This window comes from Mesorhizobium sp. L2C084A000, assembly GCF_000502875.1.
GTDB lineage: Bacteria > Pseudomonadota > Alphaproteobacteria > Rhizobiales > Rhizobiaceae > Mesorhizobium.
Genome location: NZ_AYWX01000009.1, coordinates 110,518 through 135,401, shown reverse-complemented (window position 1 = coordinate 135,401; position 24,884 = coordinate 110,518). Strand labels below are relative to the sequence as shown.

29 protein-coding genes and 1 pseudogene are annotated in these 24,884 nt (G+C 60.8%); 18 read left to right on the top strand and 12 right to left on the bottom strand.

Going from position 1 to position 24,884, the window contains the following annotated elements; translation table 11 throughout:
* Positions 1-67: 67 nt before the first annotated feature.
* From X735_RS147550 to X735_RS147585, 9 genes and pseudogenes are all read left to right on the top strand, one after another.
* A complete protein-coding gene (locus X735_RS147550; RefSeq protein ID WP_023812016.1) occupies positions 68-1,381 on the top strand; it encodes an MFS transporter in 1,314 nt (437 codons plus the stop codon).
* On the top strand, positions 1,378-2,700 hold the full coding sequence (locus X735_RS147555) for an ATP-binding protein (protein ID WP_081734886.1): 1,323 nt from the start codon (positions 1,378-1,380) through the stop codon (positions 2,698-2,700). Before X735_RS147550 ends, X735_RS147555 begins: the two co-directional genes overlap by 4 nt.
* The gene (locus X735_RS147560; RefSeq protein WP_023812014.1) at positions 2,690-3,223 is read left to right on the top strand and encodes a response regulator transcription factor; all 534 of its coding nucleotides are present in this window, start codon (positions 2,690-2,692) and stop codon (positions 3,221-3,223) included. The genes X735_RS147555 and X735_RS147560 overlap by 11 nt, the downstream gene beginning before the upstream one ends.
* 251 nt (positions 3,224-3,474) lie before the next feature.
* A complete protein-coding gene (locus X735_RS147565; protein ID WP_245273246.1) occupies positions 3,475-3,990 on the top strand; it encodes a sigma-70 family RNA polymerase sigma factor in 516 nt (171 codons plus the stop codon).
* Positions 3,987-4,795: pseudogene (locus X735_RS01000000165985) on the top strand (anti-sigma factor). Before X735_RS147565 ends, X735_RS01000000165985 begins: the two are co-directional and overlap by 4 nt.
* 23 nt (positions 4,796-4,818) lie before the next feature.
* Complete coding sequence (locus X735_RS147570; protein ID WP_023812012.1) at positions 4,819-5,535, top strand: Bax inhibitor-1/YccA family protein; 717 nt, start codon at positions 4,819-4,821, stop codon at positions 5,533-5,535.
* Between the two features lie 175 nt (positions 5,536-5,710).
* Positions 5,711-6,583: an aldose 1-epimerase family protein gene (locus X735_RS147575; protein WP_023812011.1), complete on the top strand. Its 873-nt coding sequence runs from the start codon at positions 5,711-5,713 to the stop codon at positions 6,581-6,583.
* 40 nt (positions 6,584-6,623) lie between these two features.
* Positions 6,624-7,286 (top strand): glutathione S-transferase family protein, encoded by a 663-nt coding sequence (locus X735_RS147580; RefSeq protein WP_023812010.1) that lies wholly within the window; start codon positions 6,624-6,626, stop codon positions 7,284-7,286.
* 64 nt (positions 7,287-7,350) lie between these two features.
* The gene (locus tag X735_RS147585; protein ID WP_023812009.1) at positions 7,351-8,007 is read left to right on the top strand and encodes a DUF1629 domain-containing protein; all 657 of its coding nucleotides are present in this window, start codon (positions 7,351-7,353) and stop codon (positions 8,005-8,007) included.
* A gap of 2 nt (positions 8,008-8,009) precedes the next feature.
* Here the strand turns inward: X735_RS147585 and X735_RS147590 are convergent, their stop codons facing one another.
* Entirely contained in the window at positions 8,010-8,921 is a 912-nt protein-coding gene (locus X735_RS147590) for an agmatinase (protein WP_023812008.1), read from the bottom strand.
* Positions 8,922-9,287: 366 nt separating this feature from the next.
* Here X735_RS147590 and X735_RS147595 point away from each other — a divergent pair, with 366 nt between their 5' ends.
* The gene (locus X735_RS147595; protein ID WP_023812007.1) at positions 9,288-10,097 is read left to right on the top strand and encodes a nucleotidyltransferase family protein; all 810 of its coding nucleotides are present in this window, start codon (positions 9,288-9,290) and stop codon (positions 10,095-10,097) included.
* The gene (locus tag X735_RS147600; RefSeq protein ID WP_023812006.1) at positions 10,090-10,839 is read left to right on the top strand and encodes a metallophosphoesterase; all 750 of its coding nucleotides are present in this window, start codon (positions 10,090-10,092) and stop codon (positions 10,837-10,839) included. The genes X735_RS147595 and X735_RS147600 overlap by 8 nt, the downstream gene beginning before the upstream one ends.
* A 38-nt stretch (positions 10,840-10,877) precedes the next feature.
* Here the strand turns inward: X735_RS147600 and X735_RS147605 are convergent, their stop codons facing one another.
* On the bottom strand, positions 10,878-11,063 hold the full coding sequence (locus X735_RS147605; RefSeq protein ID WP_023812005.1) for a hypothetical protein: 186 nt from the start codon (positions 11,061-11,063) through the stop codon (positions 10,878-10,880).
* A 453-nt stretch (positions 11,064-11,516) separates the two neighbouring features.
* Positions 11,517-11,912 carry a hypothetical protein gene (locus tag X735_RS147610; RefSeq protein ID WP_023812004.1) on the bottom strand — a complete coding sequence of 132 codons (396 nt, stop codon included), beginning with the start codon at positions 11,910-11,912 and terminating at the stop codon, positions 11,517-11,519.
* A 251-nt stretch (positions 11,913-12,163) separates the two neighbouring features.
* Here X735_RS147610 and X735_RS147615 point away from each other — a divergent pair, with 251 nt between their 5' ends.
* Both X735_RS147615 and X735_RS1000000167690 read left to right on the top strand, forming a co-directional pair.
* Positions 12,164-12,391 carry a hypothetical protein gene (locus X735_RS147615; protein ID WP_023812003.1) on the top strand — a complete coding sequence of 76 codons (228 nt, stop codon included), beginning with the start codon at positions 12,164-12,166 and terminating at the stop codon, positions 12,389-12,391.
* 150 nt (positions 12,392-12,541) lie between these two features.
* Entirely contained in the window at positions 12,542-12,700 is a 159-nt protein-coding gene (locus tag X735_RS1000000167690; protein ID WP_023812002.1) for a hypothetical protein, read from the top strand.
* A gap of 55 nt (positions 12,701-12,755) precedes the next feature.
* Here the strand turns inward: X735_RS1000000167690 and X735_RS147620 are convergent, their stop codons facing one another.
* Entirely contained in the window at positions 12,756-14,657 is a 1,902-nt protein-coding gene (locus X735_RS147620; RefSeq protein WP_023812001.1) for a DUF4396 domain-containing protein, read from the bottom strand.
* 191 nt (positions 14,658-14,848) lie between these two features.
* Between X735_RS147620 and X735_RS147625 the strand changes: the two genes are divergently transcribed.
* Positions 14,849-15,277 (top strand): hypothetical protein, encoded by a 429-nt coding sequence (locus X735_RS147625; RefSeq protein WP_023812000.1) that lies wholly within the window; start codon positions 14,849-14,851, stop codon positions 15,275-15,277.
* A gap of 110 nt (positions 15,278-15,387) precedes the next feature.
* Here X735_RS147625 and X735_RS1000000167685 read toward each other — a convergent pair whose 3' ends face one another.
* The 4 genes from X735_RS1000000167685 to X735_RS147640 form a co-directional block, all read right to left on the bottom strand.
* Positions 15,388-15,546 (bottom strand): hypothetical protein, encoded by a 159-nt coding sequence (locus X735_RS1000000167685; RefSeq protein WP_023811999.1) that lies wholly within the window; start codon positions 15,544-15,546, stop codon positions 15,388-15,390.
* Between the two features lie 84 nt (positions 15,547-15,630).
* Positions 15,631-16,101, bottom strand: coding sequence for a YbhB/YbcL family Raf kinase inhibitor-like protein (locus X735_RS147630; RefSeq protein WP_023811998.1), 471 nt, complete (start codon positions 16,099-16,101; stop codon positions 15,631-15,633).
* A gap of 46 nt (positions 16,102-16,147) precedes the next feature.
* Positions 16,148-16,354, bottom strand: coding sequence for a hypothetical protein (locus tag X735_RS147635; protein ID WP_013531530.1), 207 nt, complete (start codon positions 16,352-16,354; stop codon positions 16,148-16,150).
* A 101-nt stretch (positions 16,355-16,455) separates the two neighbouring features.
* Positions 16,456-18,447: a protein-L-isoaspartate(D-aspartate) O-methyltransferase gene (locus X735_RS147640; RefSeq protein ID WP_023811997.1), complete on the bottom strand. Its 1,992-nt coding sequence runs from the start codon at positions 18,445-18,447 to the stop codon at positions 16,456-16,458.
* A gap of 262 nt (positions 18,448-18,709) precedes the next feature.
* Here X735_RS147640 and X735_RS147645 point away from each other — a divergent pair, with 262 nt between their 5' ends.
* The 4 genes from X735_RS147645 (at position 18,710) to X735_RS147660 (ending at position 23,048) form a co-directional block, all read left to right on the top strand.
* Entirely contained in the window at positions 18,710-21,121 is a 2,412-nt protein-coding gene (locus tag X735_RS147645; RefSeq protein ID WP_023811996.1) for a phosphoketolase family protein, read from the top strand.
* Entirely contained in the window at positions 21,118-22,296 is a 1,179-nt protein-coding gene (locus X735_RS147650) for an acetate/propionate family kinase (RefSeq protein WP_023811995.1), read from the top strand. The genes X735_RS147645 and X735_RS147650 overlap by 4 nt, the downstream gene beginning before the upstream one ends.
* A 208-nt stretch (positions 22,297-22,504) precedes the next feature.
* Positions 22,505-22,744, top strand: a complete 240-nt coding sequence (locus X735_RS147655; RefSeq protein ID WP_031213489.1) for a hypothetical protein — start codon at positions 22,505-22,507, stop codon at positions 22,742-22,744.
* Between the two features lie 91 nt (positions 22,745-22,835).
* Positions 22,836-23,048: a hypothetical protein gene (locus X735_RS147660; protein ID WP_031213488.1), complete on the top strand. Its 213-nt coding sequence runs from the start codon at positions 22,836-22,838 to the stop codon at positions 23,046-23,048.
* Between the two features lie 62 nt (positions 23,049-23,110).
* Here X735_RS147660 and X735_RS1000000167680 read toward each other — a convergent pair whose 3' ends face one another.
* The 4 genes from X735_RS1000000167680 to X735_RS147675 form a co-directional block, all read right to left on the bottom strand.
* Positions 23,111-23,275 (bottom strand): hypothetical protein, encoded by a 165-nt coding sequence (locus tag X735_RS1000000167680; protein ID WP_023811992.1) that lies wholly within the window; start codon positions 23,273-23,275, stop codon positions 23,111-23,113.
* Positions 23,276-23,435: 160 nt separating this feature from the next.
* Positions 23,436-23,636: a KTSC domain-containing protein gene (locus X735_RS147665; protein ID WP_023811991.1), complete on the bottom strand. Its 201-nt coding sequence runs from the start codon at positions 23,634-23,636 to the stop codon at positions 23,436-23,438.
* An 80-nt stretch (positions 23,637-23,716) separates the two neighbouring features.
* Entirely contained in the window at positions 23,717-24,103 is a 387-nt protein-coding gene (locus tag X735_RS147670; protein ID WP_245273245.1) for a GFA family protein, read from the bottom strand.
* A 128-nt stretch (positions 24,104-24,231) separates the two neighbouring features.
* Positions 24,232-24,531, bottom strand: coding sequence for a PRC-barrel domain-containing protein (locus X735_RS147675; protein ID WP_013531539.1), 300 nt, complete (start codon positions 24,529-24,531; stop codon positions 24,232-24,234).
* Between the last annotated feature and the right edge of the window lie 353 nt (positions 24,532-24,884).

Here is a 24,884-nt window from a genome sequence, read left to right as displayed (position 1 = left end):
CAAAGCACCTGGCCCGCGCACATGGCAAGCGATCGTATGAGACCGCGGCGGGGCGACGGAGAATGCTGTGAGCCCAACTTCGAAGATCGAAGCCGACGCAAGACGGATAAACGCGCGCCATCATGAGGTGAAGCCCGGCGAAATCGCCGTTGGCGTCATCATCGGCAGGACGTCGGAATTCTTCGACTTCTTCGTCTACGCGATCGCTTCCGTCATCGTTTTTCCGAAGCTCGTATTTCCTTATGCCGACCCGTTGACCGGCACGCTCTACTCCTTCGCCATCTTCGCGCTTGCCTTCATCGCGCGGCCGATCGGGACGGCGATCTTCACCGCGCTCGACCGCGCCTACGGCCGCAGCGCCAAGCTCACCATCGCACTGTTCCTGCTGGGGACCTCGACCGTGTCGATCGCCTTCGTGCCCGGTTACGACCAGATCGGCCCGGCTTCGGCCTGGCTGCTGGCCATGTTTCGGATCGGTCAGGGACTGGCGCTGGGCGGGACATGGGATGGACTTGCCTCGCTGCTGGCGTTGAATGCGCCCGAAAAGCGCCGCGGCTGGTATGCGATGATCCCGCAGCTGGGCGCACCACTCGGGCTCATCGTTGCCAGCGCCTTGTTTGCATATTTCGTCGGCAACCTGTCGGCCGAAGACTTCTTCAGCTGGGGTTGGCGCTATCCTTTCTTCGTCGCCTTCGCCATCAATGTCGTCGCCCTGTTCGCACGGCTGCGCATCGTGGTGACGCCGGAATACACCAAACTGTTCGAAGGCCAGGAACTGGAGCCGACTTCCGTCCGCGAGACATTGCGCGCCGAAGGGCGCACTGTCGTGCTCGGCGCCTTCGCGCCGCTGGCGAGCTTCGCCCTGTTCCACATGGTGACGGTGTTTCCTCTGTCCTGGATTTTCCTGTTCACGCGCGAGGGACCGGCCCGGTTCCTGGTCATCGAGACGATCGGAGCCTTCTTCGGCCTGGCGGCAATCGCGATCTCGGGCTTCGTCGCCGACCGGGTTGGGCGCTGGCCCTTGCTAGGAGGCTCGGCGGTGGCCATCGCCGTTTTCAGCGGTTTCGCGCCACAGCTGCTCGATGGCGGCTTCGTCGGAGAGTCCGTCTTCATGGTATTGGGCTTCGTCCTGCTCGGCCTGTCGTTCGGCCAGTCTTCAGGAGCACTCGCCTCGAACTTTTCAAAGACCTACCGCTATACAGGTGCTGCGCTGACCTCGGACCTCGCCTGGCTGTTCGGCGCCGGCTTCGCCCCCATAGTCGCCCTGTTCCTGTCCGCCCATTTCGGGCTGATCTCGTCAGGCGCCTATCTGTTGTCGGGAGCGCTGTGCACGTTGCTGGCGCTGAGGCTCAACCAGCGCCTGGATCGGACGCCCGCTTGAGTGACCTGCTTGGCCAGGGCTGGGGACCTCCCGGCCCAATGACTCTGCACGACAAGACCAACAAACAGAATTTCCTGCTTCTGATCCAACTGCGCTGGATCGCGGTCGGTGGTCAGATCGTGACGATCCTGTTCGTCCGCTACGCGCTTGGCATCGGCCTGCCGCTGGTGCCGATGGCGGTGGTGATCCTGCTGCTGATCGCTCTCAATGTCGCCAGCCTGCGCCGGCACAGCAGCCAGGACGCGATCACCAACACCGAGCTGTTTCTTGGGCTGCTGCTCGACGTCACCGCGTTGACGGTCCAGCTTTACCTGAGCGGCGGCGCGTCCAATCCCTTCATTTCGCTTTACCTGCTCCAGGTCATCCTGGGCGCGGTGCTGCTGGAGACATGGTCGGTCTGGGCCCTTGTTCTCATTGCAAGCACGTGCTTCATCGCGCTGACCACTTTCTACCGTGAGATCAGCCTGCCCGCCGCACACGGTGCCGGGCTGTTCAGCTTGCACATCCAAGGCATGTTCATCTGTTTCGTCCTGGCGGCAACGCTTCTGGTGCTGTTCATCACCAGGGTCCAGAACAACATTCGCACCCGCGACGCCCATCTTGCGGATTTGCGCCAGCAGTCGGCGGAGGAGGCTCACATCGTCAGGATGGGCCTGCTCGCCTCTGGCGCCGCGCATGAGCTCGGCACGCCGCTGGCCACGCTTTCGGTCATCCTCAACGACTGGCAGCGCATGCCGGCTCTCGAGGCCGATCCGGATCTGGCGCAGGAAATCCGGGAGATGCAGGGCCAGTTGGACCGTTGCAAGAAGATCGTTTCGGGAATCCTGATGTCGTCGGGCGAATTGCGCGGCGAAGGCACGGTTCGCACCTCCGTCGACACCTTCCTGGCGGAGCTGGTGGCCGAATGGAAATCGACACGGCTGCCGCAAGGTTTCGAATACACCAGGCGTTTCGGCGCCAACCAGGAGATCGTCTCCGATCCTGCGCTCAAACAGGTGATGTTCAATGTACTGGACAACGCACTTGAAGCGTCGCCTCTATGGGTCGGGTTGATCGTCAGCCGCCACGCGGACGATCTTATCGTCGAAGTTGTCGACGCGGGACCGGGATTTGAAGAAGCCATGCTTGCTGAATTCGGCAAGCCCTATACGTCGACCAAAAACCGGCCAGGTAGCGGGCTCGGCCTGTTTCTGGTCGTCAATGTCATCCGCAAGCTGGGGGGTAGCGTCACCGTAAGAAATAGAACCGAGGGGGGAGCTTCGGTTACGTTGCATCTGCCGCTGGCTGCTCTGTCTCCGCGAGGGCACAATGCCGACTAAACGCACGCTGTTGATCGTCGAGGACGACATCGCCTTTGCCAACGCACTGCGCCGGTCTTTCGAACGGCGTGACTACGAAACGCATAGCTGCCGGAGCGTCGACGGCGTGCATGCGCTGATCGGCACCGTTGCCTTCCAATATGCCGTCGTCGATCTCAAGCTTGCCAGCGGCTCGGGCCTGGAATGCGTCAGGGCGCTGCACGAGCACGATCCTGAAATGCGGATCGTCGTGTTGACCGGCTTTGCAAGCATCGCCACCGCTGTCGAGGCGATCAAGCTCGGCGCCTGCCAGTATCTTGCCAAGCCCGCCAACACCGACGACATTGAAGCCGCTTTCGGCCAGGTCGAGGGCAATGCTTCGGTGCCGCTCGCCGAGCGACCAACCTCGATAAAGAACCTCGAATGGGAGCGCATCCACGAAATGCTGGTGGAGGCCGACTTCAACATTTCCGAGACAGCACGACGGTTGGGCATGCACCGCCGGACGCTGGCGAGGAAGCTGGAGAAGAGGCGTGTGAAGTAGGCACGATCTACTGCATTCCAGTCGCCACATTGGGCCCACTGCCGCCATGCCTGCCGTCGATGCACCGATGGAAATCACCCGCACAACGATTCCGGGAGCTTGTATTTCTCGGCTTCATCATGCGGTTCCAGGGATAGCCGCTCGATGCTGCGAGGCGAGGGTAGAGGCGAACGATGTCCTCAAAGGGAAAAAATTGGCAGGGCAGGGATTAAAATCCCCACATGCTCCGTAAACAGGACATGAAACCGTCGATGCCACGCTTTGACATCCTAGGACAGCTCGGTTCGCTGCGTCGCTATGCGCGCTCGCTGACGCGCGACAGCACCGACGCCGAGGATCTTGTCCATGACGCGCTGGTGCGCGCCTATGAGCGGCGCAGCACGTTCCGCTCCGGCGGAAACCTGCGCGCGTGGCTGCTGTCGATCGTCCACAACACCTTCATCGACAAGATGCGGTCCCGCAAGTCCGAAGCGTCGCGCGTCGAACAGGCTGGATACCTGGCCGACGGCAGCACGCCGGCACCACAGGAACATTCGGTGCGCCTAGCGCAGGTGCGCGAGGCTTTTTTCAGCCTGCCGGAAGAACAGCGTTCAGCGCTGCACCTCGTCGCCATCGAAGGCCTCTCTTATCAACAGGCCGCCGATGCCAGCGGCGTGCCGCTCGGCACGCTGATGTCACGCATCGGCAGGGCGCGCGCCGCACTGCGCGAGATGGAGGAGCCGGCGAAGGCAAAAAACCATCTCAGGATCGTTGGAGGCCCGTCATGACCGCAACTGTCGATCCCGTGACCGATATCGACCTCGACGCCTATGTCGACGATCAGGTCGACGTCACCCGCCGCATCGAGGTCGAAGCATTCTTGTCCGCTCGCCCGGAGGCGGCGGCGCGCGTGATGTCGGATCTCAGGACCCGCGATGAACTGCGCGTGGCGCTTGCCGGTTCCGCAGGTTTGGCCGGCTCCAAAGGCATGGCGCGGTCCGCGACCGCCGATGCCGCGCGGCGGCTGGAGAGGGGGCTTGCCCGCGGCCGGCTCTTCGGCGTGTTGCAGCGCGCGGCGGCGGTCGCCGGCTTCGTCGCCGCCNCGGCTTCGTCGCCGCCGGCTGGCTGGCAAACGGCATCATCGGGCCGATGTCGGTGACCAAGGTCGTCGCCTCGCCGCAGCCGCCCGCCTATGTCGACGAGGCGGTGCAGGCCCACAGGACGACGCTGGTGCGCGAGAGCATGCCATCGCAGCCGGAAGCGCCCAATTACAACGCCGGCGAAATCCGCGCCGCCACTGCGATCGTCATGCCGTCGCTGCCGACGGATTGGAGGGTGCGCGACGTGCAGATCTATCCGTCGCGCTTTGGGCCGAGCGTCGAGATGGCGGTCGAGACGAAAGACATGGGGCTGGTGTCGCTGTTTGCGATCCGGCCCGGAACCTTCGACGTCGTCAAGCCGACGATAGCGCCCTCGGGCGACATTTCGTCGGCCTATTTCCAGATCGGCGATGTCGCCTATGCGGTGGTCGGACGAAGCGAGGTTCACGACCTCGACCGCGCCGCCGAGACGCTTGCCAAGACGCTTTACTGATCGATCCACAAAGGAGAACGCAAATGAACACCCCCAATCTGGGATATCGCGTCGGCGCCGGCGCGCAAACCGGAGCCATCTTCGACGAGGGCCTGCGCCAGCATATGCTGCGCGTCTACAACTACATGGGCGTCGGCCTTGTGGTCACCGGCCTCGTCGCCTTCATGATCTCATCGACGCCGGCGCTCTACGTGCCGATCTTCTCCAGCCCGCTGAAATGGGTGGTGATGCTGGCGCCGCTCGCCTTCGTCATGTTGTTCTCGTTCAAAATGCAGACCATGTCGGCGGCGAGTGCCCAGGCGATGTTCTGGGCCTTCTGCGCGGTCATGGGCCTGTCGCTCGCCTCCGTGTTCCTGGTCTTCACCGGAACCAGCATCGCGCGCACCTTCTTCATCGCCGCCACCATGTTCGGCGCCACCAGTCTCTACGGCTACACGACAAAGCGCGACCTGACCCAGTTCTCGTCGTTCCTGATCATGGGCCTGATCGGCGTTGTGATCGCCAGCATCGTCAACATCTTCCTCGGCTCGACCGCGCTGCAGTTCGCCATCTCGGTGATCGGCATCGCCGTGTTCATCGGCCTGACCGCCTGGGATACGCAGACGATCAAAGAACAGTATGCCGAGAATTTCGACGCGGAATCGCGCCAGAAACTTGCCGTCTTCGGCGCCTTCTCGCTCTATCTGAACTTCATCAACATCTTCCAGCTGCTGCTGAATTTTACCGGCGAACGCGAATAACGACTATTCGCTGTGGGCAAGAGCGAGGGTTATTGCTCTTGATGCGGAGAGGTGGCCGGAGGGAGATCCTCCGGCCACAATTCGTTCCTGCAGAACCAGGCTACACCTTGAGTCCCCAAGAGCTTTTGCTAGTCTGCCGACCGCGCCGGCCTTCAACAACGACCCGCGAGGAAATGTGGCACAGGACAGCCAAACGCTTCATGGCGACGGCATCTCGGCGACCATCGTCGCGCAGGGTGCCGAACTGATTTCGCTGCAAGACGCGCACGGATTTGAATTCCTGTGGCAGGCGGGGCCAGAATGGCGGCGGCACTCGCCGGTGCTGTTCCCGATCGTGGGGCGGCTGGCGGGCGATCATCTGCGCCATCGCGGCCGGACCTATCCAATGACGCAGCACGGGTTTGGGCGCGACAAGCCGTTTGCCTGGACGCAGAAGGGGGCGAGATCCTGCACGCTGGTGCTCACTGACGACGCCGACACCTGGGCGCGCTATCCGTTCGCCTTTCGGCTTGAAGTGACCTATACGCTGGTCCGCCAGCAGCTTGATGTGACTTTCGACATCGCCAACACCGGTGATGAGCTCCTGCCGGCATCGATCGGGGCGCACCCGGCATTCAATTGGCCCTTGCAGCCGGATTTGGCCAAGGCGGATTACCGGCTGATCTTTGCCGATGATGAGCCGGCGCCGATCCGCCGTCTTAAGGACGGACTGCTGCTGAAAACGCCACAGCCGACGCCTGTCGAAGGCAACATACTCCCGCTCTCTGAGCGGTTGTTCGACGAGGACGCGGTGATCATGGACCAGATCGCCAGCTCCAGCGTGCGTTATGCCGCCGAGCGTGGCCCGGCTCTGGAGATGTCCTGGCAAGGGGTTCGGGAGTTGGGCGTCTGGTCAAAGCCGGGCGGCGCGCCATTCCTTTGCATCGAACCCTGGCACGGCCTTGCAAGCCCGGTGGATTTCGATGGTGATTTTGTCGACAAACCAGGCCTGATGCTGGTCGCGCCGGGGGCAAAGCGCGTGATGAGCTATCAGACACGGCTGCTATGACGTTCCTGATCGGCAGATCCAGTCACGCCGGGAGTGCCCTATGAAGCTGTATTTCAGCCGCAATCCCAACCCTCGATTGGCGGTCGCGGCGGCACTCCATCTCGACGCGAAAGTCGAATTTGAATTCGCCTCGCCCTTCGCTCCGGGGCAGGCGGAGAAATATCGGCCGTTAAATCCCAATCTCTCACTGCCCATCCTTGTGGATGATGAGGGAAAGAGCCTCTGGGAGGCAGACGCCATAGCCTGCAGGCTCTCGCGCGACGCGCATTCGGATTTCTGGCGCACCGGCGATGACGAACCCGAGATGATCCGTTGGCTCAGCTGGGGCAAGGAGCACTTCGCACTCGCTTGCGACACGGTGCATTTCGAACGTGGGACCAAACAGCGGTACGGCATCGGCCCGATCGATCAGAAGCGGGTGGAGGAGGGCCTAAACCAATTCCATACGGCCGCGGCAATACTCGACGCCGTGCTTGCCGAGCGGCAGTGGCTGGTCGGGAATTCGGTTTCCTATGCCGATTTTCGAATGGCGACCTTTCTGCCGTTCAACGATGCCGCCAGATTGCCGCTCGACGATTATTCCTCTGTCAGCCGCTGGTACCGTCGGCTTGAAGACATCGACGCCTGGCGTGACCCTTTCAAGGGGATGGATGCACCCGAATTGCTGCCGGTGCCGCAAACGGCTGTCGCGGACCAGCGGTGAGAACGCGCGCGAAGAGCCGCGCAGCAGGCCGAGTCTACCAAGGCAATGATGTGCGGGGGATCGGATGAATATCTATGTCCTGAGTGTGGTCGAAGGACAGGAATGGGTCCTTCCTCGACAGGCGGACGACTACCAGCTGTTTTCGACGCTCTGCGGCCGGAAGCAGACACAATGGCATCCGCCCGGGATGGAGATCCTGTGCGAACACGACGACGGTACGCTCCGGCAATATTCAGATTTTCCATGGCTTGGCGAGCATGCGCTCATCCTGCGGGCGAGGGCGTTGAAGTTGCTTCGGCCAACCCTCGAACCGTACGGTGAATTCCTGCCGCTTCGTGCTGACAAGCCAATATCGCTCTTCAATGTCACCACCGTGATCGATGCGCTGGACGAGGAACGTTCAAAGATCGTTCGCTTTGACGATGGCGGCATAATGGTGATCGAAAGCCTCGTCCTTCGAGCGGACGCAATCGGCGGTGCCGAGATATTCAAGCTGCCCGAGCGTGCCGATGGGGTGCGAATATCCGATATCTATCTGCAGGAGACGATCGTACGCCGGATCGGGGAGCTTGGGCTCAAGGGCATTGCTTTCAACTTGGTCTGGAGCGACGAGCCGGTCGGACAAGGCAGGATCGAGTACCCAGGTGTGGAAAAGGGCATTTCAGCCGCAAGCTTGCTCACGAGCTTTTGGGCCGGTCTGCGGCGAAAAGCGGGGTTTTGATATCAAACCTGCCGGACGACGGTGCCGACCACATTGACGAGAAGGCGCGCGGCGGTCAGCGCTGACAGGCCGTCGATGTCGGCCGGAGGATAGAACTCGACAAGGTCGAACCCTGCGATCCGGGTCCGTCTGCCGAGGCCGGCGATCAGGTCGATCACCTGCATGTAGGTGAGGCCGCCGGGTGTACGCGCCGCCACGCCCGGCATGATGCTTGGATCGAGGCTGTCGCAGTCGAGGGTGACGACAACCCGCGCGCCTTCCGGAATATGCCGGAGCGCGGCTTCGACGCCCTGAGCGTGAACCTCGCGGGCGGTCACGAAGCGGCTGCCATAGCGCCGTGCCGCTTCGATCTCGGTGATGCGTGCGCTGCCGACGCTGCGCAGGCCGACTTGCACCATGCCTGCGACATGCGGCATCTCGCTCGCCCTGCGCATCGGGCTCGAATAGCCGTGGCGCTCGCCATACACCTCGTCGCGCCAGTCGATATGAGCGTCGATCTGCAGGACCCAGACCGGCCCGTGCTCCGCAAAGCCGGCGAGGAAGGGAATGGTCATGGAACAGTCGCCACCGATCAGGATCGGCACGGCCGGCAATGCCAGGATCTCGCACGTTTTTGCCTCGATCCTGCCCCGGTTTCCGGCGTTGTCATGCATGGTGGTCAAGATATCGCCGAAGTCGATGCAAGAGGCCGGCTTGCCGTCGAACAGCGGGCCGCCGAGATCGAAATCCCAGTGCTCGACGAGCGCGGCATCGTCCTGGCTCGCAGTTCGGATGGCATCCGCCGCCAAGGCATGGCCGCGGCTGTCCTTGCCGGGATAAGTGCTGCCGTGACCGGCTCCGAAGATCACTGCGCGGGGCATGTGGCCATCTGTCAGGCGATCGGGAAAGCCGAGAAAGGGAGGCGAGGGTGTCATGGCTTGATGGATCCTGATGATGGCTTAGCGCATGCCAATCAGTTGTGTCTAAGTCAAGCGCCTCGGCTTCAGCTTTGTGGGCCGATTGGGTAAGCCCAATAAACTCTAAAACAATCGAGATCGATCACCCACCTGGTGTTTCAAATTTGGGCCAATGGGACATTGGCGGTGGCATGGGCCGATCTCGAGGCGACATTGCGCTGCCGACGAGGACGTTGGCGGTTTGGATCGGCAGGCGCGATCCCGAAATTTCCAGTGCGTGACGAGAATGAACCTTGGCTGGTCGCCTGGTAGCGGAACCAGGCGAGGTTCACGTTGTTACCACAGCGGGCGACTACCGGTTGCCGGATTCGGAGTCATCGTTTCATGACCAATGGTCCATTGCCTGAAAACGTTCTGGTCTCGCTTCCCAAGATCGATGCAAAAGCGGCGCCGACGCTCAAAAATGCCGAGGCGGAGGTATTTTACACGGAAGCAATCCGCGAGCTTACCGCCACCGACATACCCTTTCTGGTCGCCGGGACTTACGCGGTAAGCGCTTATACGGGTGTCACCCGCCAGACCAAGGACCTCGATATTTTCTGCAAGGCAGGCGATTACGCGCGGATCCTCGCCCATTTCAAGCAGCTTGGATATGCCGTCGAAATCGAGGATGACCGGTGGCTCGGCAAGGTGTTCAAGGGCACGCATTTCTTCGACGTCATATTCGGCTCGGCCAACGGCACGGTGCCTGTTGGCGACCTGTGGCTGGAACACGCCCGCCAAACAGAGCTGTTGGGCAGCAGGGTGCGGATCATCGGCCCGACCGAACTCATCTGGTCCAAATGCTTTATCCAGGACAGAGGGCGACACGATGGCGCCGATATCGCTCATACGATTCTCAAGGCGGGCGATCAGATCGATTGGCACCGGCTGCTTTCTTATCTGGAGGTTCATTGGGAGGTTCTGTTGATGCAGCTTATCAATTTCAGATGGATCTATCCGAGCGAGCGCGATCATATCCCGGCGTGGCTGCTCGATGAATTGCTCGACCGCCTCGCCAAGCAACGGCAGTTGCCGTCTCCAAGGATGAAGATCTGCCGTGGGCGGCTGCTTTCGCAAACCGATTACGAAATCGACGTCAAGGAATGGGGCTTCGCCGGCGTCGGTGGTGTGGGAGAATTCCGTGATGGCTGATCCCGTCAAGAGCAGCGGGCCCAAGGACGGCGCACGCGCGCTCAAAGTTGCCGCGGTCGGGGATCTCCATGTGCGGGAAGATGCGCAAACCTCGTATCGAAACCTCTTCGGCGAAATTTCGAGCGAAGCGGACATTCTCGTTCTCACGGGAGATCTGACCAATCTCGGCAAGCCTCGTGAAGCGGAGATGCTGGCCGAGGATCTGCGCAACTGCTCGATCCCGGTCGTGGCGGTGCTCGGCAATCATGACTACGAGTCTGGTGCGGTGGAAGACGTCACGAACATCCTGCGCCAGGCGCATGTTCATCTCCTCGACGGGCAGGCAGTCGAAATCGAAGAGGTGGGTTTTGTCGGCGTGAAGGGATTCATAGGCGGCTTCGGGTCACGCATGCTCGGCTCATTCGGTGAACCGGCCATCAAGACGATGGTCGCCGAAAGCGTGAACGAGGCAATGCGACTTGAAAACGCGATGCGCCAGGTGCGGGCGAAGCGCACGCTGGTGATCCTCCACTATGCGCCGATTGCCGACACAGTCGCGGGAGAACCGCCGGAGATATTTCCATTTTTGGGCTCTTCACGCCTGGCGGAGACGATCGATCGATTCCAGGTTAGTGCTGTCGTGCACGGTCATGCACATCGCGGTTCTTACGAAGGTCAAACGCCTGGCGGAGCCAAGGTCTACAACGTCGCCATGCATGTGACCAAGCCAAGCGGCCGCCCCTACGCCTTGCTCGAAATCTGACGCCAGCGGCATGCGCCGTGGTGCCCATTGGCCTGAACTCAATTGGTGGCGTTGATCGACTTCGCCAACTCTTCCAGCTTCCGGGGATCGTTGCCGTGACGGCGCACCAGTTCGCGAGCCTGCCTGGACGGCAAATCGGTCGTGGCCGCCAGTTGTCGCACCTGCTGATCGTCGATGGCGACCTGCGGCAATGTATGGTCGATATTTCCTTGCTTGTCCTTCATCGCGCTTCTCCTTGATCCCTGTCGATGACAACGGCTCGAAAATCCGACCGGTTCCGAACGATCTGCAAACTTTTGGGCCGGCACCTGGGCGGACCAACATGCGCGTGCCCTGAGGGCGTAACGATCTCGATGGCTGGATTCTGCCAGGAACCATGCCACGGCGCACGAGTTGTTCCGACTGAACGGAGATAGTTAGATGCCACAGCCAAGACAGCCAGACCCAAATCGCGATGTGCCCGTGCCGCCTCCAACATGGAAGCCCCAGCCGATCGAGGAACCCGAACCGGAAAGGCTCCCGGACGAGACCCCGCTGCCCAATCCCGACGAGAATGAAGAGCCTCCCGTCCACGCATAGACGAAGGGGAGCTTCTTTATCGCGGGGCAAGTGCGCAACCTCGAGACAGAAAGCCCATCGCCTGCAGATCGGCAAAGTTGAATGGTTGCTTCGGCGCCTCAAGTCGTCGTCTGGATGATCAGGGTCAGCGTGCCATCGCCATCTATGTTTGCAGCGACAACCTGCGAGGAATTGAGCCCATTCGCCCTCAAAGCCGATGTCGCCTGAGGCGAAGCATCGACTGAGTTTTGCAGGCGAAGCAAATCTTCGGCGCTGGTTTGATTGATCACGGCATCCGCCTGCGCCTTGATTTCGTCAGGCAAATCCTCGACGGCGATAATGGCAACGCCGGTGAAATTCAAATCAGCAGAGCCTGGATCTGGCAGCGCCAGCTCCGGTTGCACTTCGCCCTGCGGTGGCGTCACCTGGGGAGGCTGCGGGCCAACAGTTTGGGCGTAGACGGGCTGAATGATGACCGCCCCGGAAAGTGCGAGAGCTATCGTCAACATGCGCATGGTCGCTCCTTGCATCCTCGAGGAGATTTTGAAGAAACCCCCATGCTGAGCGATGGTTCCCGCGGGGCTGGTCCCGCCGGGCGATTTCGTCCCAACTCACCCCAGAGAGACGCCGAAAACCTTGGCCAGGGCGTCCGTCACACGGCTGTCTCCCAACCGGTTGGGCGGTTTCGTACGGAATCGTACCATCGATTGATCTGCACCTTGGACAGGATCAAAATCAAGCAGAGGTGACCATGGGAGGGAGCCGCATGAGCATCGCCAGATGGGCAATAAGACCTGTCGGTACCGCCAAGGCGTTTCTGGCAGAGGAGCTTCGAAGTGCGCGATACGGCGACATTGTTTCGGTCAAAGCGGCGATAGAGGCCGCTCGCAGGGACGCGCCTTATTTGCAGGACACAGACGATGAGTTGATGGAGACGATCGTCGAGCTGGCACGGGAACTGGGGCTGGCCGTCCTTTTTGACTCTCGCGATTGACCGATGAGCCATGGCTGGAGGACTCACCGGCGGTTGAAGCGATTTGGTACGAAATCGACAATTGGCTCATGGCCGAAAATGCGCAATCATTGGGAAATGGGACGACGGTTGGACGACAAACTCGATTGCAAGGCTTGTGGGACTATCCAAATGGACATTCCCGACAACGCGGAGGAATCGACGCCAATTCATTGCAGCAATTGCGGCGCCTTTCTCGGCGAGTGGGGCGAATTGCAGGACGATTTCTACCGTCAGGCTCGCGGTACCGAAGCATTCGACTTGCGCAACGGAACCATTATCAAGAAGTAGCGCGCAACAACGCGGCCTCCGAATAACATCGGTAAATCCACAGGGGTTGGCAGATCTAGCCGACGTCGATGACGACCATCAACCCGCCGCCGCCCTTCTCCTCGACATTGTTGTTCGTCGTGTGATGCGGGATGTGGCAGTGAATGAGCCACTTGCCGGGACGCAGCGCCTTCCACACGACGTCATAGCGCTGTCCCGGTCCGACATTGATGGTATCGGCCAGGAAGCGTGCCGAGGGAGAAAGCGTCTCACCGTCACGGGCGACGACCTCGAAGGGTCCGCCATGGATATGCATTGGATGGACGAAGCCGTTGTTGGTGCCGATGAAACGCACCTTCAGCGTCTCGCCCACCTTCATAGGAATGGTGTCGGTTGCGGGATAGGCCTTACCGTTGATGGTGAAGAAGTTCGGCATGCCGCCTTCCATTGGCATTGAGGGGTAGGTCAGCCCATCACGCACCAGCCATTCCTGAAGTTCGATGACATAGTCGTGGTCAGCCGGAACCTCGTCGGCAGGATTGGCGGGATCGATGATCAGCGCCCCATAAAGCCCCAGCGCCTGGGTGCGGTCCGGCTTGGCATGCGGATGATAGAAATAGGTCCCGTGCTGGGTCGCGGTGAATGCATAGGAATAGGATTGTCCAGGTTCGATCGGCGGCTGGGTGATCTCGGCAGGCCCATCCATCTGGTTCGGCAGAATCATGCCGTGCCAATGCACCGTGGTTTCTTCGGGCAGGTCGTTGGTGACGTCGATGCGAACCTTATCGCCCTGGCGAATGTGGATGCGCGGACCGGGAATCTGGCCATTGTAGGCATAGGCGTCGACCGCGACGTTGGGCAGGATCTGCCAGCGGACCACCGATGGTCTGAGCTCGAACACCTTGACGCCGTTCTCCAGGCGGAATGGCAGTTCCTGGTCGCCCTTGGCGGCAAGAGCATAGGACGAGGTAACGCGACGCGGATCGGTTGCAGCCATGTCACGCATGGCCTCCGCCGGCGTGTCGCGACCCATGATCATGCCTTGCGGCATGATCGCGCCGCCGACGTCACGCGCCGAAAGCGTCAGGTTCAGCCAGTTGGCCGGCGCGGCCATGCCGATCGCCAGCGCCAACACCGACACAATACCGAGGGCCGCAATCTGCGGCGTGGTAGCGTCCGTCTCCATCTGGTGGCCGCTGCGTTTGGACTTATGGGAGGTGTTGCGGCTTCGTCGGCCGTCGCCGGCGTTGGGGTGATGCATAGCATGCTGTTGGTGGGCGGTCGGCTCTCCACTGCTCGTTTCGTTCGCCTGCGGGCGCTGCGTCATCAATCCGTGCTTCAGCCCGCGCGCGACCAGCCAGACATTGGCCGGATAGGCGAGCGTGAAGCCAGCGATGACGCCGATCGACATCACGCCCCAGAACAAAAGCTCGTTCGGCTCCATGGCGCGCATGTCGCGCCCCATCATCAGAAAGCTCATGACGGGTGCCATGCCGGCCATCATGAAATTCATCGAGATGAACTCGGGCAGGAAGCTCTTGCGCACGTTCTCCCAGTAGGTGCCGCCCATCATCGATTTCATGAACAGCGATTGGAAGATGAACAGGCCGAAGGCAAAGCCCGCCAGATATTCGACGATGAGGTCGAGCCACATCGGCAAGCCAAGCGTTGCCGTGATGACTGCGGCGAGAATGATGCCGGTCGCATCGCCGGCAACGCAGTGGATGGTCGAACCGACCCCCTGTTTCCACAGCGGCCTGGTAAAGTCTTCATGCTCGCCCGGCCGTGGCTCCTTGTCTGCAAGCACATAAAGCAGCAGCCCCAATGGACCCATATAGAGGGTCACCAGGATGAAACCCCATTTCATCACCACCGGTTCGGGATTGTTGCGGTATTGATCGAAGCCGACATAAAGCGTCGAGGCGGCGGCAAGAGCGAACCAGACGGCAAGGAAATAGTCGATTGGCTGGATGAACATGGATGCATCCCGTCGCGGATCAGTGGCTTGTCACAAGCAGCCCCGTCGATGAACGCAGCCGGCGTGTTTATGATCCCGCCGGCCCAATCCGGTTGTGTCGAATTCTCCAGCCTGGCGCTCTTGTCGAAGCATTAACGCGCGGTAATTCCCTTGAAGGCGTGGGCGCTTCGCTGCCTGAACAGGAGCTGGCCATGAAACATCAAACACTCGACCAACTGCATGCCGTCGCCAAGATTGAATCGTCGGCTGCCTATTCCGCAATGACACGAAATCAGCGCGTAGAGCGCTGGGCTGAACTGCTGGAGCGTAATCCCGAGCGATGCCTTGGGGCCTTTGCAGGCACTGAACATTTGCACCCTGAAGCACGTGCGATGATGCGGGGCGAGGGTACGGCAATTTCGGTTGCCTTCGAAGATCCAGTGCTGCGCGCATCGGGTTTGAAAGACGACACATATGGTGAGGCAAAGCGCTTTTTCGAGTTGAACGACTGGCAGTTGCACGACATCGTCTGCGATTGCCACGTCGGCTCAACCATGAAAGCGCGCTGGGCTGCGACGCGGGTCCGCTCAGCCATCAGCGGCAGGTTCTTTGCGTGGTTGCGGCAAAGGATAATGCGCTGACCGTAGTTGGGGATCGTCGTCGCTTCGGTGCGGCATACGATCCCCTGTCTTGCCGATTGGATGTCTTGCCGATTGGATGTCTTGCCAATCGGAGGTCTCGCCGATGCGGATCAACGCTTGTCCTGGTATAGCCGGTCGGTCGCTCGGTCGCTCTCCCTTCGTTCGGCGGGTCCACGCCGACGGCGTGCGATAACGGCATAGGCCATCAGCACGATCAGCAGCAATGGGCCGCCGGCAACGACGACCAACCACATGACATCTCCAAACATGGCGGCATCTCCTTTCCCAGACAACCGACGAGGAGGAGAACCGTTCCGCGCAGCAGGCCACCTCGGTCGCCCCTGGTCATTAACTTACGAATTGCGCTCGTAGGTTCCGATGAGTTCAGCCTGCTCAAGCGAATGTTTCTGCGCCTCCCGCCAGATGCGCTCGATGCCCACGCTGGCTGGAATGGCAAGGCTCGGGGTGTCGAGCGCGGCCAGCCGGAAATGGTAATGGTGAACGCCATGTCCGACCGGCGGCTCAGGGCCGTCGTAATAGGCGTTGCCAAAATCATTCGTTGCTTGCCTGAGGGCGCCCGGACCCGGCTTGCCGCTTTCGGCCTCGGGAAGTTCCCTTGTGTCCGGGGAGATGTTGAACACCGCCCAATGACCAAACGTTCCGCTCGGCGCGTCAGGATCCTGAACGACGAGAACGAGGCTCTTTGCTTCATCGGGCACTCCAGACCATGTCAGCGGCGGCGATACGTTTTTGCCGTCTCGTGTGTATCTTTCGGGAATTTGTCCGCCTTCGGCAAAGGCGGCACTGCTAAGGGCAAGTGGCATGGTTCACTCCTTCCGGCGAAGTTGGTCCCAGCGACGCGCAGGGCAGCTACTTGTTGGTCCGCATCTTTTGTCTTGGATCGATCCCGCCAGCGGCGGTCGTGTCGTTTTCGACGTCACCTTCGACCGTGTTCTCGCCTTCAAGCTCGAACTCTTCGCCTTCCTTGATCGTTCCCTTGGAAGTCCCGATACCAGGATTGTTCGCCAAGTCGGCATCGCTCGGTTTTTTCCATTTCGGATGTTTGGTTCCGGTCATGAGAAAACTCCTTCGACGGGGATTGCAGTTTTGAAATCGCAGACCGGATAATTCGTTCCGGTTCCACGCCTCGGCTTCTTCATTGGTTCGCCGCGCGCCGCCTAAAGCCCGAATGGATAGGTGTCGGGAACGCCGGTTCTTGCATGCTCCGGGCCAAGCGGCGTCACTGCCGCGGTTTTGTCGAACCATACGAACGCGTCGAACTGCCGGGGCAGGGAAGCGTCCGCATAGTGGCTGCCCAGCTCGGTTTCCGGCCGGTAGATCACGCCGATAAATCGCTCCAGCCTGCGTTCCAGCAACCGCTCACGCAGCGTTGTGTCGCGCCCGAGGTCGAGCAGGAACCGCGACACAAGGGAATCGTGGCAAAGCCGTTCGTAGCTGTCGGCGTGCGACGCGCGAATTTGCTTCACCTCCATTTTGCCATCCCAGTTGCTGGCGGCCGCTACAGTGCCGGAATGCGTGCCCATACCGATCAGCGCTGCCTCATCCCCGAAACGCTGCCGGCAGAGTTGGCCGATGTTCAGTTCGTCCCTGACGACGCCCATCTCGGTAAAGCGGGCATCGCCGATATGGGAATTGTGCGCCCACACCACGGCCTTGGCGTTGGGGCCGCCGGCATGCAGCAAATGTTCCAACGTTTCGAACATGTGCGTGTCGCGCAGGTTCCAGGACTCCGCACCGCCATAGTACATGATCCGGTAATAGTGTTCGGCGGACGCGATCAGCCGGGCATTCTGACTGGCGTCGAGAAAGTCGGTGCCGTCCCTTTTCGCATATTCGAGCTGTTTGGCGAGCAAGTCCCGGCATTGTTCCAGCACCGCTTTTTCGCATTTTTGATAGCCGGCGGTGAGCACCGCGCGGCCGTAGGTGGACGGTTCGTGTTGCCAGGGCGTCAGACAGCCATAGCGTTCGCGCGCGATCTTGGCTGCCTGGGGATCGACCCGGTCGAGATAGTCGAGGACCGCGCCGATGGAACCGCTCATATTGTAGATGTCGAGGCCGTAGAACCCTGCTTGCTCCAAAGGCTCTAGCTTCTCGTTGTGACGGCGCATCCAGTCGGTGAAGGCCGCGACATCGGTGTTGCGCCACATCCACGTCGGAAATCGCTGGAATGGCGCACCAGTGCCGGTTCGGGGCCGACGATGGCGAACGTAGCGGTCGATCGCCGCCGCGTCGGGCCAGTCCGCCTCGACCGCGACGATGGTGAAGCCGTGGCGTTCGATGAGCCTGCGGGTGATTGCCGCGCGCGCCCTGTAGAATTCGGACGTGCCATGGCTTGCCTCGCCAAGCAGAACAATGCGCCGGTCGGCGAACCGATCGAACAATGCGCCGAAGGCCGGATCGTCGAAATCGGGCAGGGGTTCGGCCGCGGCCGCGATCATATCAGGCAGGCTGATCGGATGGGGATGTCGAAGCGGACGACCGACGTCGGTGACCGTGCCGTTTTCCGACCAACCCTGCTCGCCGATCAGAGGGACGAAGCGCACACCGCCGAAATCCTCCTCGCTATAGGTTGCGGCGCCTGTCCGGGTGACTTTGAGCAGACGTTGCAAATCCGGGTCGTCGCCGACCGGAATGACGAGCCTGCCGCCGACATCGAGTTGCTCCTGAAGGGCGAGCGGTGCGCCGGGACCGCTGGCTGTCACCACGATGGCATCGAACGGCGCCGCCTGCGGCCAGCCCTTGGTGCCATCGCCTGTCCGAACCTCGATGTTTTGGTAGCCGAGTTTTTCAAACCGCCGCTTCGCGGTTTCGGCCAAACTGGGATGACGCTCTATCGTGTAGACCTGTTCGACGATCCGGCTCATCACCGCGGCCGCGTACCCCGAGCCGGTGCCAATTTCGAGCACATGGTCACCCGGTTTGACATCCGCCATCTCGATCATGAACGCGACGATGTAGGGTTGCGATATGGTCTGGCCGTCGGCGATCGGCAGCGGCGTGTCTTCATAAGCAAATTCCTCGAAGCCGGGTTCGACGAAGGCCTCGCGTGGAACTTCGCGCATAGCCTGCAGAATCTCACGGTCATGGATGCCGCGCCGGCCGACATGGATTTTGACCATTCGATCACGGGCACGAGGAAGATCGAGCATCTTTTAGCTCCCCTTTGGTGCAACGCTTCGAGGCGATCCTTCGCGGTACCTGCCTTGAGCCTGCCTTCGCGATTCCAGTTTCTAACCGCCAGAAGACTTCAAGGTTCCCGACTATCTGCGGACAGAGCCGTGTGCCCGCCGGGATAGCGTCCGGTCTCTTGGCTGCGCGGGTCGCGACGCCGCCCCGGACGGCGGCAGTCGGGGGTTGCTCAAGCGCAAAGATGCCCCAGTTATCACCAGCGAACCGAAGCTGGAGATGTCGATGAACGACAAGGCAGCCGCGACGCCGCAGGCTATCGGCCACGAACGGATCGACCTCTTGGACCGTTACTGGCGCGCCGCGAATTATATCTCGGTCGGCCAGATCTACCTGCTCGACAATCCGCTGTTGCGCGAACCGTTGAAGGCCGAACATGTCAAGCCGCGGCTGCTTGGACATTGGGGCACGACGCCGGGGCTGAATTTTCTCTACCTGCATATGAACCGCGTTATCCGCGAAAGCGACCTTGATGTTCTGTTTATCTGCGGCCCGGGCCATGGCGGTCCCGCAATGGTTGCCAACACCTGGCTCGAGGGCACCTATAGCGAGATCTATCCCGATATCGGGCAGGGCGAAGACGGCCTCAGGAAACTGTTCCGGCAGTTTTCCTTCCCCGGCGGCGTGCCAAGCCATGCCGCGCCCGAGACGCCCGGCTCAATCCATGAGGGCGGTGAACTGGGATATGCCTTGGTCCATGCCTTCGGTGCGGCCTTCGACAATCCGGACCTGGTGGTTGCCTGCGTCGTTGGTGACGGCGAAGCCGAGACCGGTCCGCTCGCGGCGGCGTGGCATTCCAACAAGTTCCTGAACCCGATGTCGGACGGCGCCGTCCTGCCGATCCTGCATCTCAACGGCTACAAGATCGCCAGCCCAACGATCCTCGGCCGCATGGACGACCAGGAATTGCGAAAGCTTTTCGCCGGCTATGGCTACGAACCGTTCTTCGTCGAAGGCCACGAGCCGCTTTCCATGCACCAGTCGATGGCCGCGACGCTCGACACGGTGCTCGATCGCATCCGGTCCATTCAGGAGCAGGCACGGGCTCCGGGATGGCATGGTCAACGCCCGCAATGGCCGATGATCGTGCTGCGCAGCCCCAAGGGGTGGACAGGTCCCAAGGAGGTCGATGGCGAGAAGGTTGAGGGTTTCTGGCGCTCGCATCAAGTGCCGGTGTCGAACGCACGCGGAAATGAGGACCACCGCACGATCCTCGAAAACTGGATGCGAAGCTACAAACCGGAAGAGCTGTTCGATGAAAGCGGACACCTGTTGCCAGAGCTAGCGGCACTTGCCCCAACAGGGACAAAGCGCATGGGTGCAAGCCCGTACGCGAATGGCGGACTGCTGAAGCGCGATCTTGTGCTTCCAGACTGGAAAAGCCTGGGGCTGGAAGTGCCGCGTCCAGGTGGCGTTATCGCTGAAGCGACGCGGATTTGCGGAAGCTATCTTCGCGAGGTGTTCCGCCTCAATGCCGAGGCGCGGAATTTTCGCCTGATGGGGCCGGACGAGACGTCATCCAACCGCCTCGATGAGGTGTTCGAAGTTACCGATCGGACCTGGATGCAGCGCATCGAACCCTACGACGTCCATCTTTCCCGTGACGGACGTGTCATGGAAGTGCTCAGTGAGCATCTTTGCCAAGGGTGGCTCGAAGGCTATCTGCTCACCGGCCGGCACGGCCTGTTCTCCTGCTATGAAGCCTTCATCCACATTGTCGATTCGATGGTCAACCAGCATGCCAAATGGCTGAAGACCTCCGGCGAGCTTGCCTGGCGCAAGCCGATCGCCTCGCTCAATTACCTTTTGACCTCCCATGTCTGGCGGCAGGACCACAATGGTTTCAGCCATCAGGATCCGGGCTTTGCCGATCTGGTCGCCAACAAGAAGGCCGATACGGTAAGGCTCTATTTTCCGCCGGACGCCAACACCCTGCTGTGGATCACCGATCATTGCCTGAGAACCTATAACCGCATCAATGTCATTACCGCCGGCAAGCAGCCGGCACCGCAATGGCTGTCCATTGAAGAAGCCGAAGCGCATTGCAAGGCGGGGGCGGGCATCTGGGAATGGGCCGGTACGGTTGCTCAGGGCGAGGAGCCCGATGTGGTCATGGCCTGCGCCGGCGATGTGCCGACGCTAGAGACACTTGCTGCGACCGACATTCTGCGCTCCGCAATCCCCGACCTGAAAATCCGCGTCGTCAATGTTGTCGACCTGATGACGCTGCAGTCGAACACGGAGCACCCGCACGGCCTTGCCGATGGAGACTTCGACGCGTTGTTCACGAAGACACGGCCTGTCATCTTCGCCTATCACGGCTATCCCTATCTCATTCATCGCCTGACCTACCGTCGCGCCAACCATGACAACATGCATGTGCATGGCTTCCGCGAGGAGGGCACCACGACGACGCCGTTCGACATGGTGGTGCTCAATGAACTCGATCGCTACCACCTCGCGCTCGCCGCCATCGAACGCGTGCCGGGACTGGCCGAAAGGGCCGAAGGGCTTGCGGGCGAACTCCACGACCGGCTGGTGAAGCACAGGGCCTATGTCCGCGAGCACGGCGAAGACATGCCCGAAATCCAGGAATGGAGCTGGCCCGGCAAAAGCGCGGCAAAGGCGCGCCGATGACCCGCCGGTCGATCCTGGCGCTGAATGCCGGTTCGTCCAGCATAAAGTTCGCGCTTTACGATATTGCCTCGTCGCAGGATCTGCAGCTCGTTTCACGCGGCACGTTGGACTTGGGCGACACACCCACACTCCGCGCAAAAGCGGCCAACGGAACGGTGCAGTGCGAGCGGCAGCTCGCCGCCGACAAGCCGCGTGATGCGGCCATAGGCGAGATGCTGAATTGGGTGCAGAGCGAAATTGGCGAAAGAAACCTGCTCTGCGCCGGCCATCGCGTCGTGCATGGCGGAAGCGAATTCATCGAACCTGTCCGTCTGACCCCAGACATCATCGACGCCATCGACAGGTTGACGCCGCTTGCTCCGCTGCATCAGCCTCGCAGTCTCGCGCCGGTCCGCGCGATAGCTGCCTTGCAACCGGACTTGCCACAGGTTGGCTGTTTCGACACCGCTTTCCACCAGACGATCGATCCGCTCGTGCGGCGCTTCGCCCTTCCGCGCCAGTATGAAGGGCAAGGCTTGCGCCGCTACGGGTTTCACGGTCTCTCCTATGAATACATCGCCGGGCGACTCAGCGGGATATCGCCAACTCTTGCGACGAAACGCACCATCGTCGCCCATCTCGGCAATGGTGCCAGCCTTTGCGCTTTGCAGCAGGGCAAGAGCATCGATACGACGATGGGGTTTTCGGCGCTGGATGGCCTCGTCATGGGCACGCGGTGCGGCGCCATCGATCCCGGCGTGCTGTTGTACTTCCTGCTGGAAAGAGGCATCGCGGCTGAGGAACTGCAGACAATCCTCTACGAGAAGTCGGGACTGCTCGGCGTATCCGGTATTTCGGGCGACATGAGGACGCTGGAAGCGAGCAATGATCCTCGCGCTCATGAGGCGATGGCGCTTTTCGCCTTTCGCGCCGCGAGAGAGGCCGCGGCGCTTGCAAACACGATGGGTGGTCTTGAATGCCTCGTGTTCACCGCCGGCATCGGCGAACGGTCCGCGTCTATCCGCAACGCCATATGCGAAAAATTGACCTGGCTTGGCGTGGTGCTTGAAGAACACGCCAACGACACCCACGCCGAAATCATCAGTCGGTCGGAGAGCAAGGTGGAGGTGCGCGTGATTGCGACCGATGAGGAAAGTGTCGTTGCACGTCACAGCCGCAAGGTGATGCAAGCCTGAAGGCTCGCCATCGGCATCTGAAGTCGGCTGTCGGTTCGGCCCGACAAAAGCGCGGGCAAGGGTATTCCCTGTACGAAAATTACCAAGCGAGCGGTCGGGGGAACCAACTGCCCATGGAAATATTGTGCGAGCAATCCCGGCTAACCCCGAGACCGTCGGCACGATGATCAGGCCGACAGCCTTACTTCAGGCTTTGGCTGAGGAATCCATGTTTACGGACGACGTTGCGGTGAGGCGCCTGAAAATCCTGGTCGAGCAATATGTCGAGACACGCAAGAAGCGCCACGATGTGATCTCTACAGCCAACGCCGGAACCGCAATCCGAGAGGTGATGCCAAGTTGCCCGCTTTCGGGAAAGGCCTTCGATGATCTGATTGCGGCCTGCGCCATAGAGCATGGCCTCGCCGTGCTCTTCGACAATCCGGGTATATCAGGCACTGAAATCTGAGGCTGGCGCTTCCGAGGCCACCATCGCGATGAGCAGGAGTTCAGTCGGCATGTCCAGATACTTTTTCGACCTTCGAGATGAGAGCGGAAGCTTGCAGGAGGATCCGGAGGGCCAGGAATTTCCTGATCTCGCGAGCGCCGAGGAAAACGCGATGGCGTCGGCGAAGGAAATCCTCGCCGAAGAGCTGCTGCATGGCAAGCCGCTGCGTACCGGATTGGCCTTCGAGATTTTTGACGAGAACCGCAACCTGGTGCTGCGCTTCCCCTTTGCGCTCGCGGCCGAAAAGGCCGGGGCACCCCCTTAATACCGAATTGCCTGGCGGCCGATCGCTTGCAGGGTCATACAGGTCGGGCGTCAATGCGGATCCTATCCTTCCGCCTTGAAGTTTCTGGCTTCTTTCTCGACCTTGGGGCTGTCCTTGCCATGCTTTCGCATGAGCTCCTTGGCCTGCTTGGGTGAGACGTCGGTGGTCTCTGCCAAGCGCAGCGCCTTCTTGTCCTTGCTTTCGGTCTTCTGCTTCTTGGCCGTCATGGCTCTTGAACTCCCTTGAAGCCCTGTTCCGATCGATCTTTGCCGGTGCCAACGCCCGACCATATCCAGATGAACTGTCGTTGCCTGGTTTGCTTCGACGAGACGTCAACGAGACGATGCCGGTCAGGTTCCGTGCATCGCCTGCTCATGGCTGAACTTGTCACGCCACGCGGCGGTATCGATGGCGATCTCGGATGAATTCATTGAAGAAGCGGCCTTTTGAGGAGGCTTTGGTGAAAGCGGCATAAGTTGCCGGCGCAACACCCTCATAATCGTAACGTCTGCCGCTCGGCACAAACCAGACCGAGAGGATCTTGGTGGCGGGATCGTATTGTGTGTTTTGGATCACGGTCGATGGCATGGTGGCACCCGACGGGTCTGCCCGAATAACCCGCTAGCGGTAGTCAGGTTCCGCCGATGCCCTCGCGGCTCGCACCGCGACTACCGGTCGCGCGGGTTGCCGAACGTCGGGTCGCGCTTCCTCGAATATCGGTCGATGCGTGGCAGGCTGTCATCAAACTCGATGCACGGTAGCCTCAGGTCCCAATAGGCATGGGCTTGCGGCCGAAAACCTTCAGGTTTGTCGAGGAAGCCGATGGTCACATAGAACTCGTCCGGCAGGCCTTCGTCGCTATAGCCTATCGAGCTTCCACAGTCCGGGCAGAACGTGCGGGTGACGCCTGGCGTTTTGGAAAAGGCCTTCGGTGTTCCCCTAAGAAGCTGAAATTGCTTTGGCCGGTAACCGACCCAGATCGTCAGCGGACTTCCGATGGCCCGGCGGCAATCGTCGTCGTGATCGTAGCATATCCAGAAAGGCTCTCCGTCCATGGCTGCGGCGATCCCTCCGCAGAAGCAGGCTCCGGTCTCGCGCCGCATTGTCTGTCCATCCTGTCGCGCCCAAGCGACGTTAAGAGAGCGGCCAAGCGGCCGCTCCCATTGAAGGTGATTTCCTCGAATCATGCATCGTGATGCTCGGGCATGCTCTTGAGCTGATCCTTGGTCCAGTTCGTCACCGCGTGAACATCGCCGTCTTCATCACGCATGAATTCCAGCTGGCTCGCGGGAACGGCCACCGGCTTGGCGCCTATGCCGAGAAAGCCGCCGACATCGATGACGACCTGACTGGCGGCTCCGGAGCCGTGGACATGCGAAACGCTGCCGACCTTGTTGTCGTCCGCGTCGTAAATGGTGGCGTCTTCGAGAATGTCTGGCGTCAGTTCGGTGCTTGTGAGGCGTACATGGTTGGTGTGATCCATCGGTCAAAGCTCCTGTTGGGTGGAATATTTGAACCTCTCAGGCGAGCAATCGTTCCCAACAATTTCGGGGGCGACGGACGGACGACGCAGGGACGCAAGAACCCTCAAACCAGCCTCGGGCCGAATTGACTCGCAAAGCTCCGTACGGAAGCGTACAAAGAGCAATCGTCAGCAGCACAGTTTGGGCGTTGACGCTTGGGAGTGACCATCGCTCTTGCCCATCACGAGGCATGGCGTTGCATGGCGAAGGAGCCCGAGCACCCCGGTCTGCCAGTAGGCGCGATAACCGCGCTGGCGCGGGATACAGGCGCCACTGAACAGCAGATACGCGAAATCATATCGCTCCTCGGGTT

What these genes read in the sequence shown, in the direction of transcription:
- X735_RS147605 (WP_023812005.1), bottom strand. Translation starts at nt 11,063, where the DNA reads ATGAAGGACAAGCAAGGAAATATCGACCATACATTGCCGCAGGTCGCC.
- X735_RS147590 (WP_023812008.1), bottom strand. Translation starts at nt 8,921, where the DNA reads ATGACACCCTCGCCTCCCTTTCTCGGCTTTCCCGATCGCCTGACAGAT.
- X735_RS147675 (WP_013531539.1), bottom strand. Translation starts at nt 24,531, where the DNA reads ATGGATCACACCAACCATGTACGCCTCACAAGCACCGAACTGACGCCA.
- X735_RS147580 (WP_023812010.1), top strand. Translation starts at nt 6,624, where the DNA reads ATGAAGCTGTATTTCAGCCGCAATCCCAACCCTCGATTGGCGGTCGCG.
- X735_RS147625 (WP_023812000.1), top strand. Translation starts at nt 14,849, where the DNA reads ATGAAACATCAAACACTCGACCAACTGCATGCCGTCGCCAAGATTGAA.
- X735_RS1000000167690 (WP_023812002.1), top strand. Translation starts at nt 12,542, where the DNA reads ATGGACATTCCCGACAACGCGGAGGAATCGACGCCAATTCATTGCAGC.
- X735_RS147600 (WP_023812006.1), top strand. Translation starts at nt 10,090, where the DNA reads ATGGCTGATCCCGTCAAGAGCAGCGGGCCCAAGGACGGCGCACGCGCG.
- X735_RS147560 (WP_023812014.1), top strand. Translation starts at nt 2,690, where the DNA reads ATGCCGACTAAACGCACGCTGTTGATCGTCGAGGACGACATCGCCTTT.
- X735_RS147610 (WP_023812004.1), bottom strand. Translation starts at nt 11,912, where the DNA reads ATGCGCATGTTGACGATAGCTCTCGCACTTTCCGGGGCGGTCATCATT.
- X735_RS147615 (WP_023812003.1), top strand. Translation starts at nt 12,164, where the DNA reads ATGAGCATCGCCAGATGGGCAATAAGACCTGTCGGTACCGCCAAGGCG.
- X735_RS147630 (WP_023811998.1), bottom strand. Translation starts at nt 16,101, where the DNA reads ATGCCACTTGCCCTTAGCAGTGCCGCCTTTGCCGAAGGCGGACAAATT.
- X735_RS147620 (WP_023812001.1), bottom strand. Translation starts at nt 14,657, where the DNA reads ATGTTCATCCAGCCAATCGACTATTTCCTTGCCGTCTGGTTCGCTCTT.
- X735_RS147650 (WP_023811995.1), top strand. Translation starts at nt 21,118, where the DNA reads ATGACCCGCCGGTCGATCCTGGCGCTGAATGCCGGTTCGTCCAGCATA.
- X735_RS147655 (WP_031213489.1), top strand. Translation starts at nt 22,505, where the DNA reads ATGTTTACGGACGACGTTGCGGTGAGGCGCCTGAAAATCCTGGTCGAG.
- X735_RS147670 (WP_245273245.1), bottom strand. Translation starts at nt 24,103, where the DNA reads ATGGACGGAGAGCCTTTCTGGATATGCTACGATCACGACGACGATTGC.
- X735_RS147645 (WP_023811996.1), top strand. Translation starts at nt 18,710, where the DNA reads ATGAACGACAAGGCAGCCGCGACGCCGCAGGCTATCGGCCACGAACGG.
- X735_RS147585 (WP_023812009.1), top strand. Translation starts at nt 7,351, where the DNA reads ATGAATATCTATGTCCTGAGTGTGGTCGAAGGACAGGAATGGGTCCTT.
- X735_RS147635 (WP_013531530.1), bottom strand. Translation starts at nt 16,354, where the DNA reads ATGACCGGAACCAAACATCCGAAATGGAAAAAACCGAGCGATGCCGAC.
- X735_RS147595 (WP_023812007.1), top strand. Translation starts at nt 9,288, where the DNA reads ATGACCAATGGTCCATTGCCTGAAAACGTTCTGGTCTCGCTTCCCAAG.
- X735_RS147665 (WP_023811991.1), bottom strand. Translation starts at nt 23,636, where the DNA reads ATGCCATCGACCGTGATCCAAAACACACAATACGATCCCGCCACCAAG.
- X735_RS147570 (WP_023812012.1), top strand. Translation starts at nt 4,819, where the DNA reads ATGAACACCCCCAATCTGGGATATCGCGTCGGCGCCGGCGCGCAAACC.
- X735_RS147565 (WP_245273246.1), top strand. Translation starts at nt 3,475, where the DNA reads ATGCCACGCTTTGACATCCTAGGACAGCTCGGTTCGCTGCGTCGCTAT.
- X735_RS1000000167680 (WP_023811992.1), bottom strand. Translation starts at nt 23,275, where the DNA reads ATGACGGCCAAGAAGCAGAAGACCGAAAGCAAGGACAAGAAGGCGCTG.
- X735_RS1000000167685 (WP_023811999.1), bottom strand. Translation starts at nt 15,546, where the DNA reads ATGTTTGGAGATGTCATGTGGTTGGTCGTCGTTGCCGGCGGCCCATTG.
- X735_RS147640 (WP_023811997.1), bottom strand. Translation starts at nt 18,447, where the DNA reads ATGCTCGATCTTCCTCGTGCCCGTGATCGAATGGTCAAAATCCATGTC.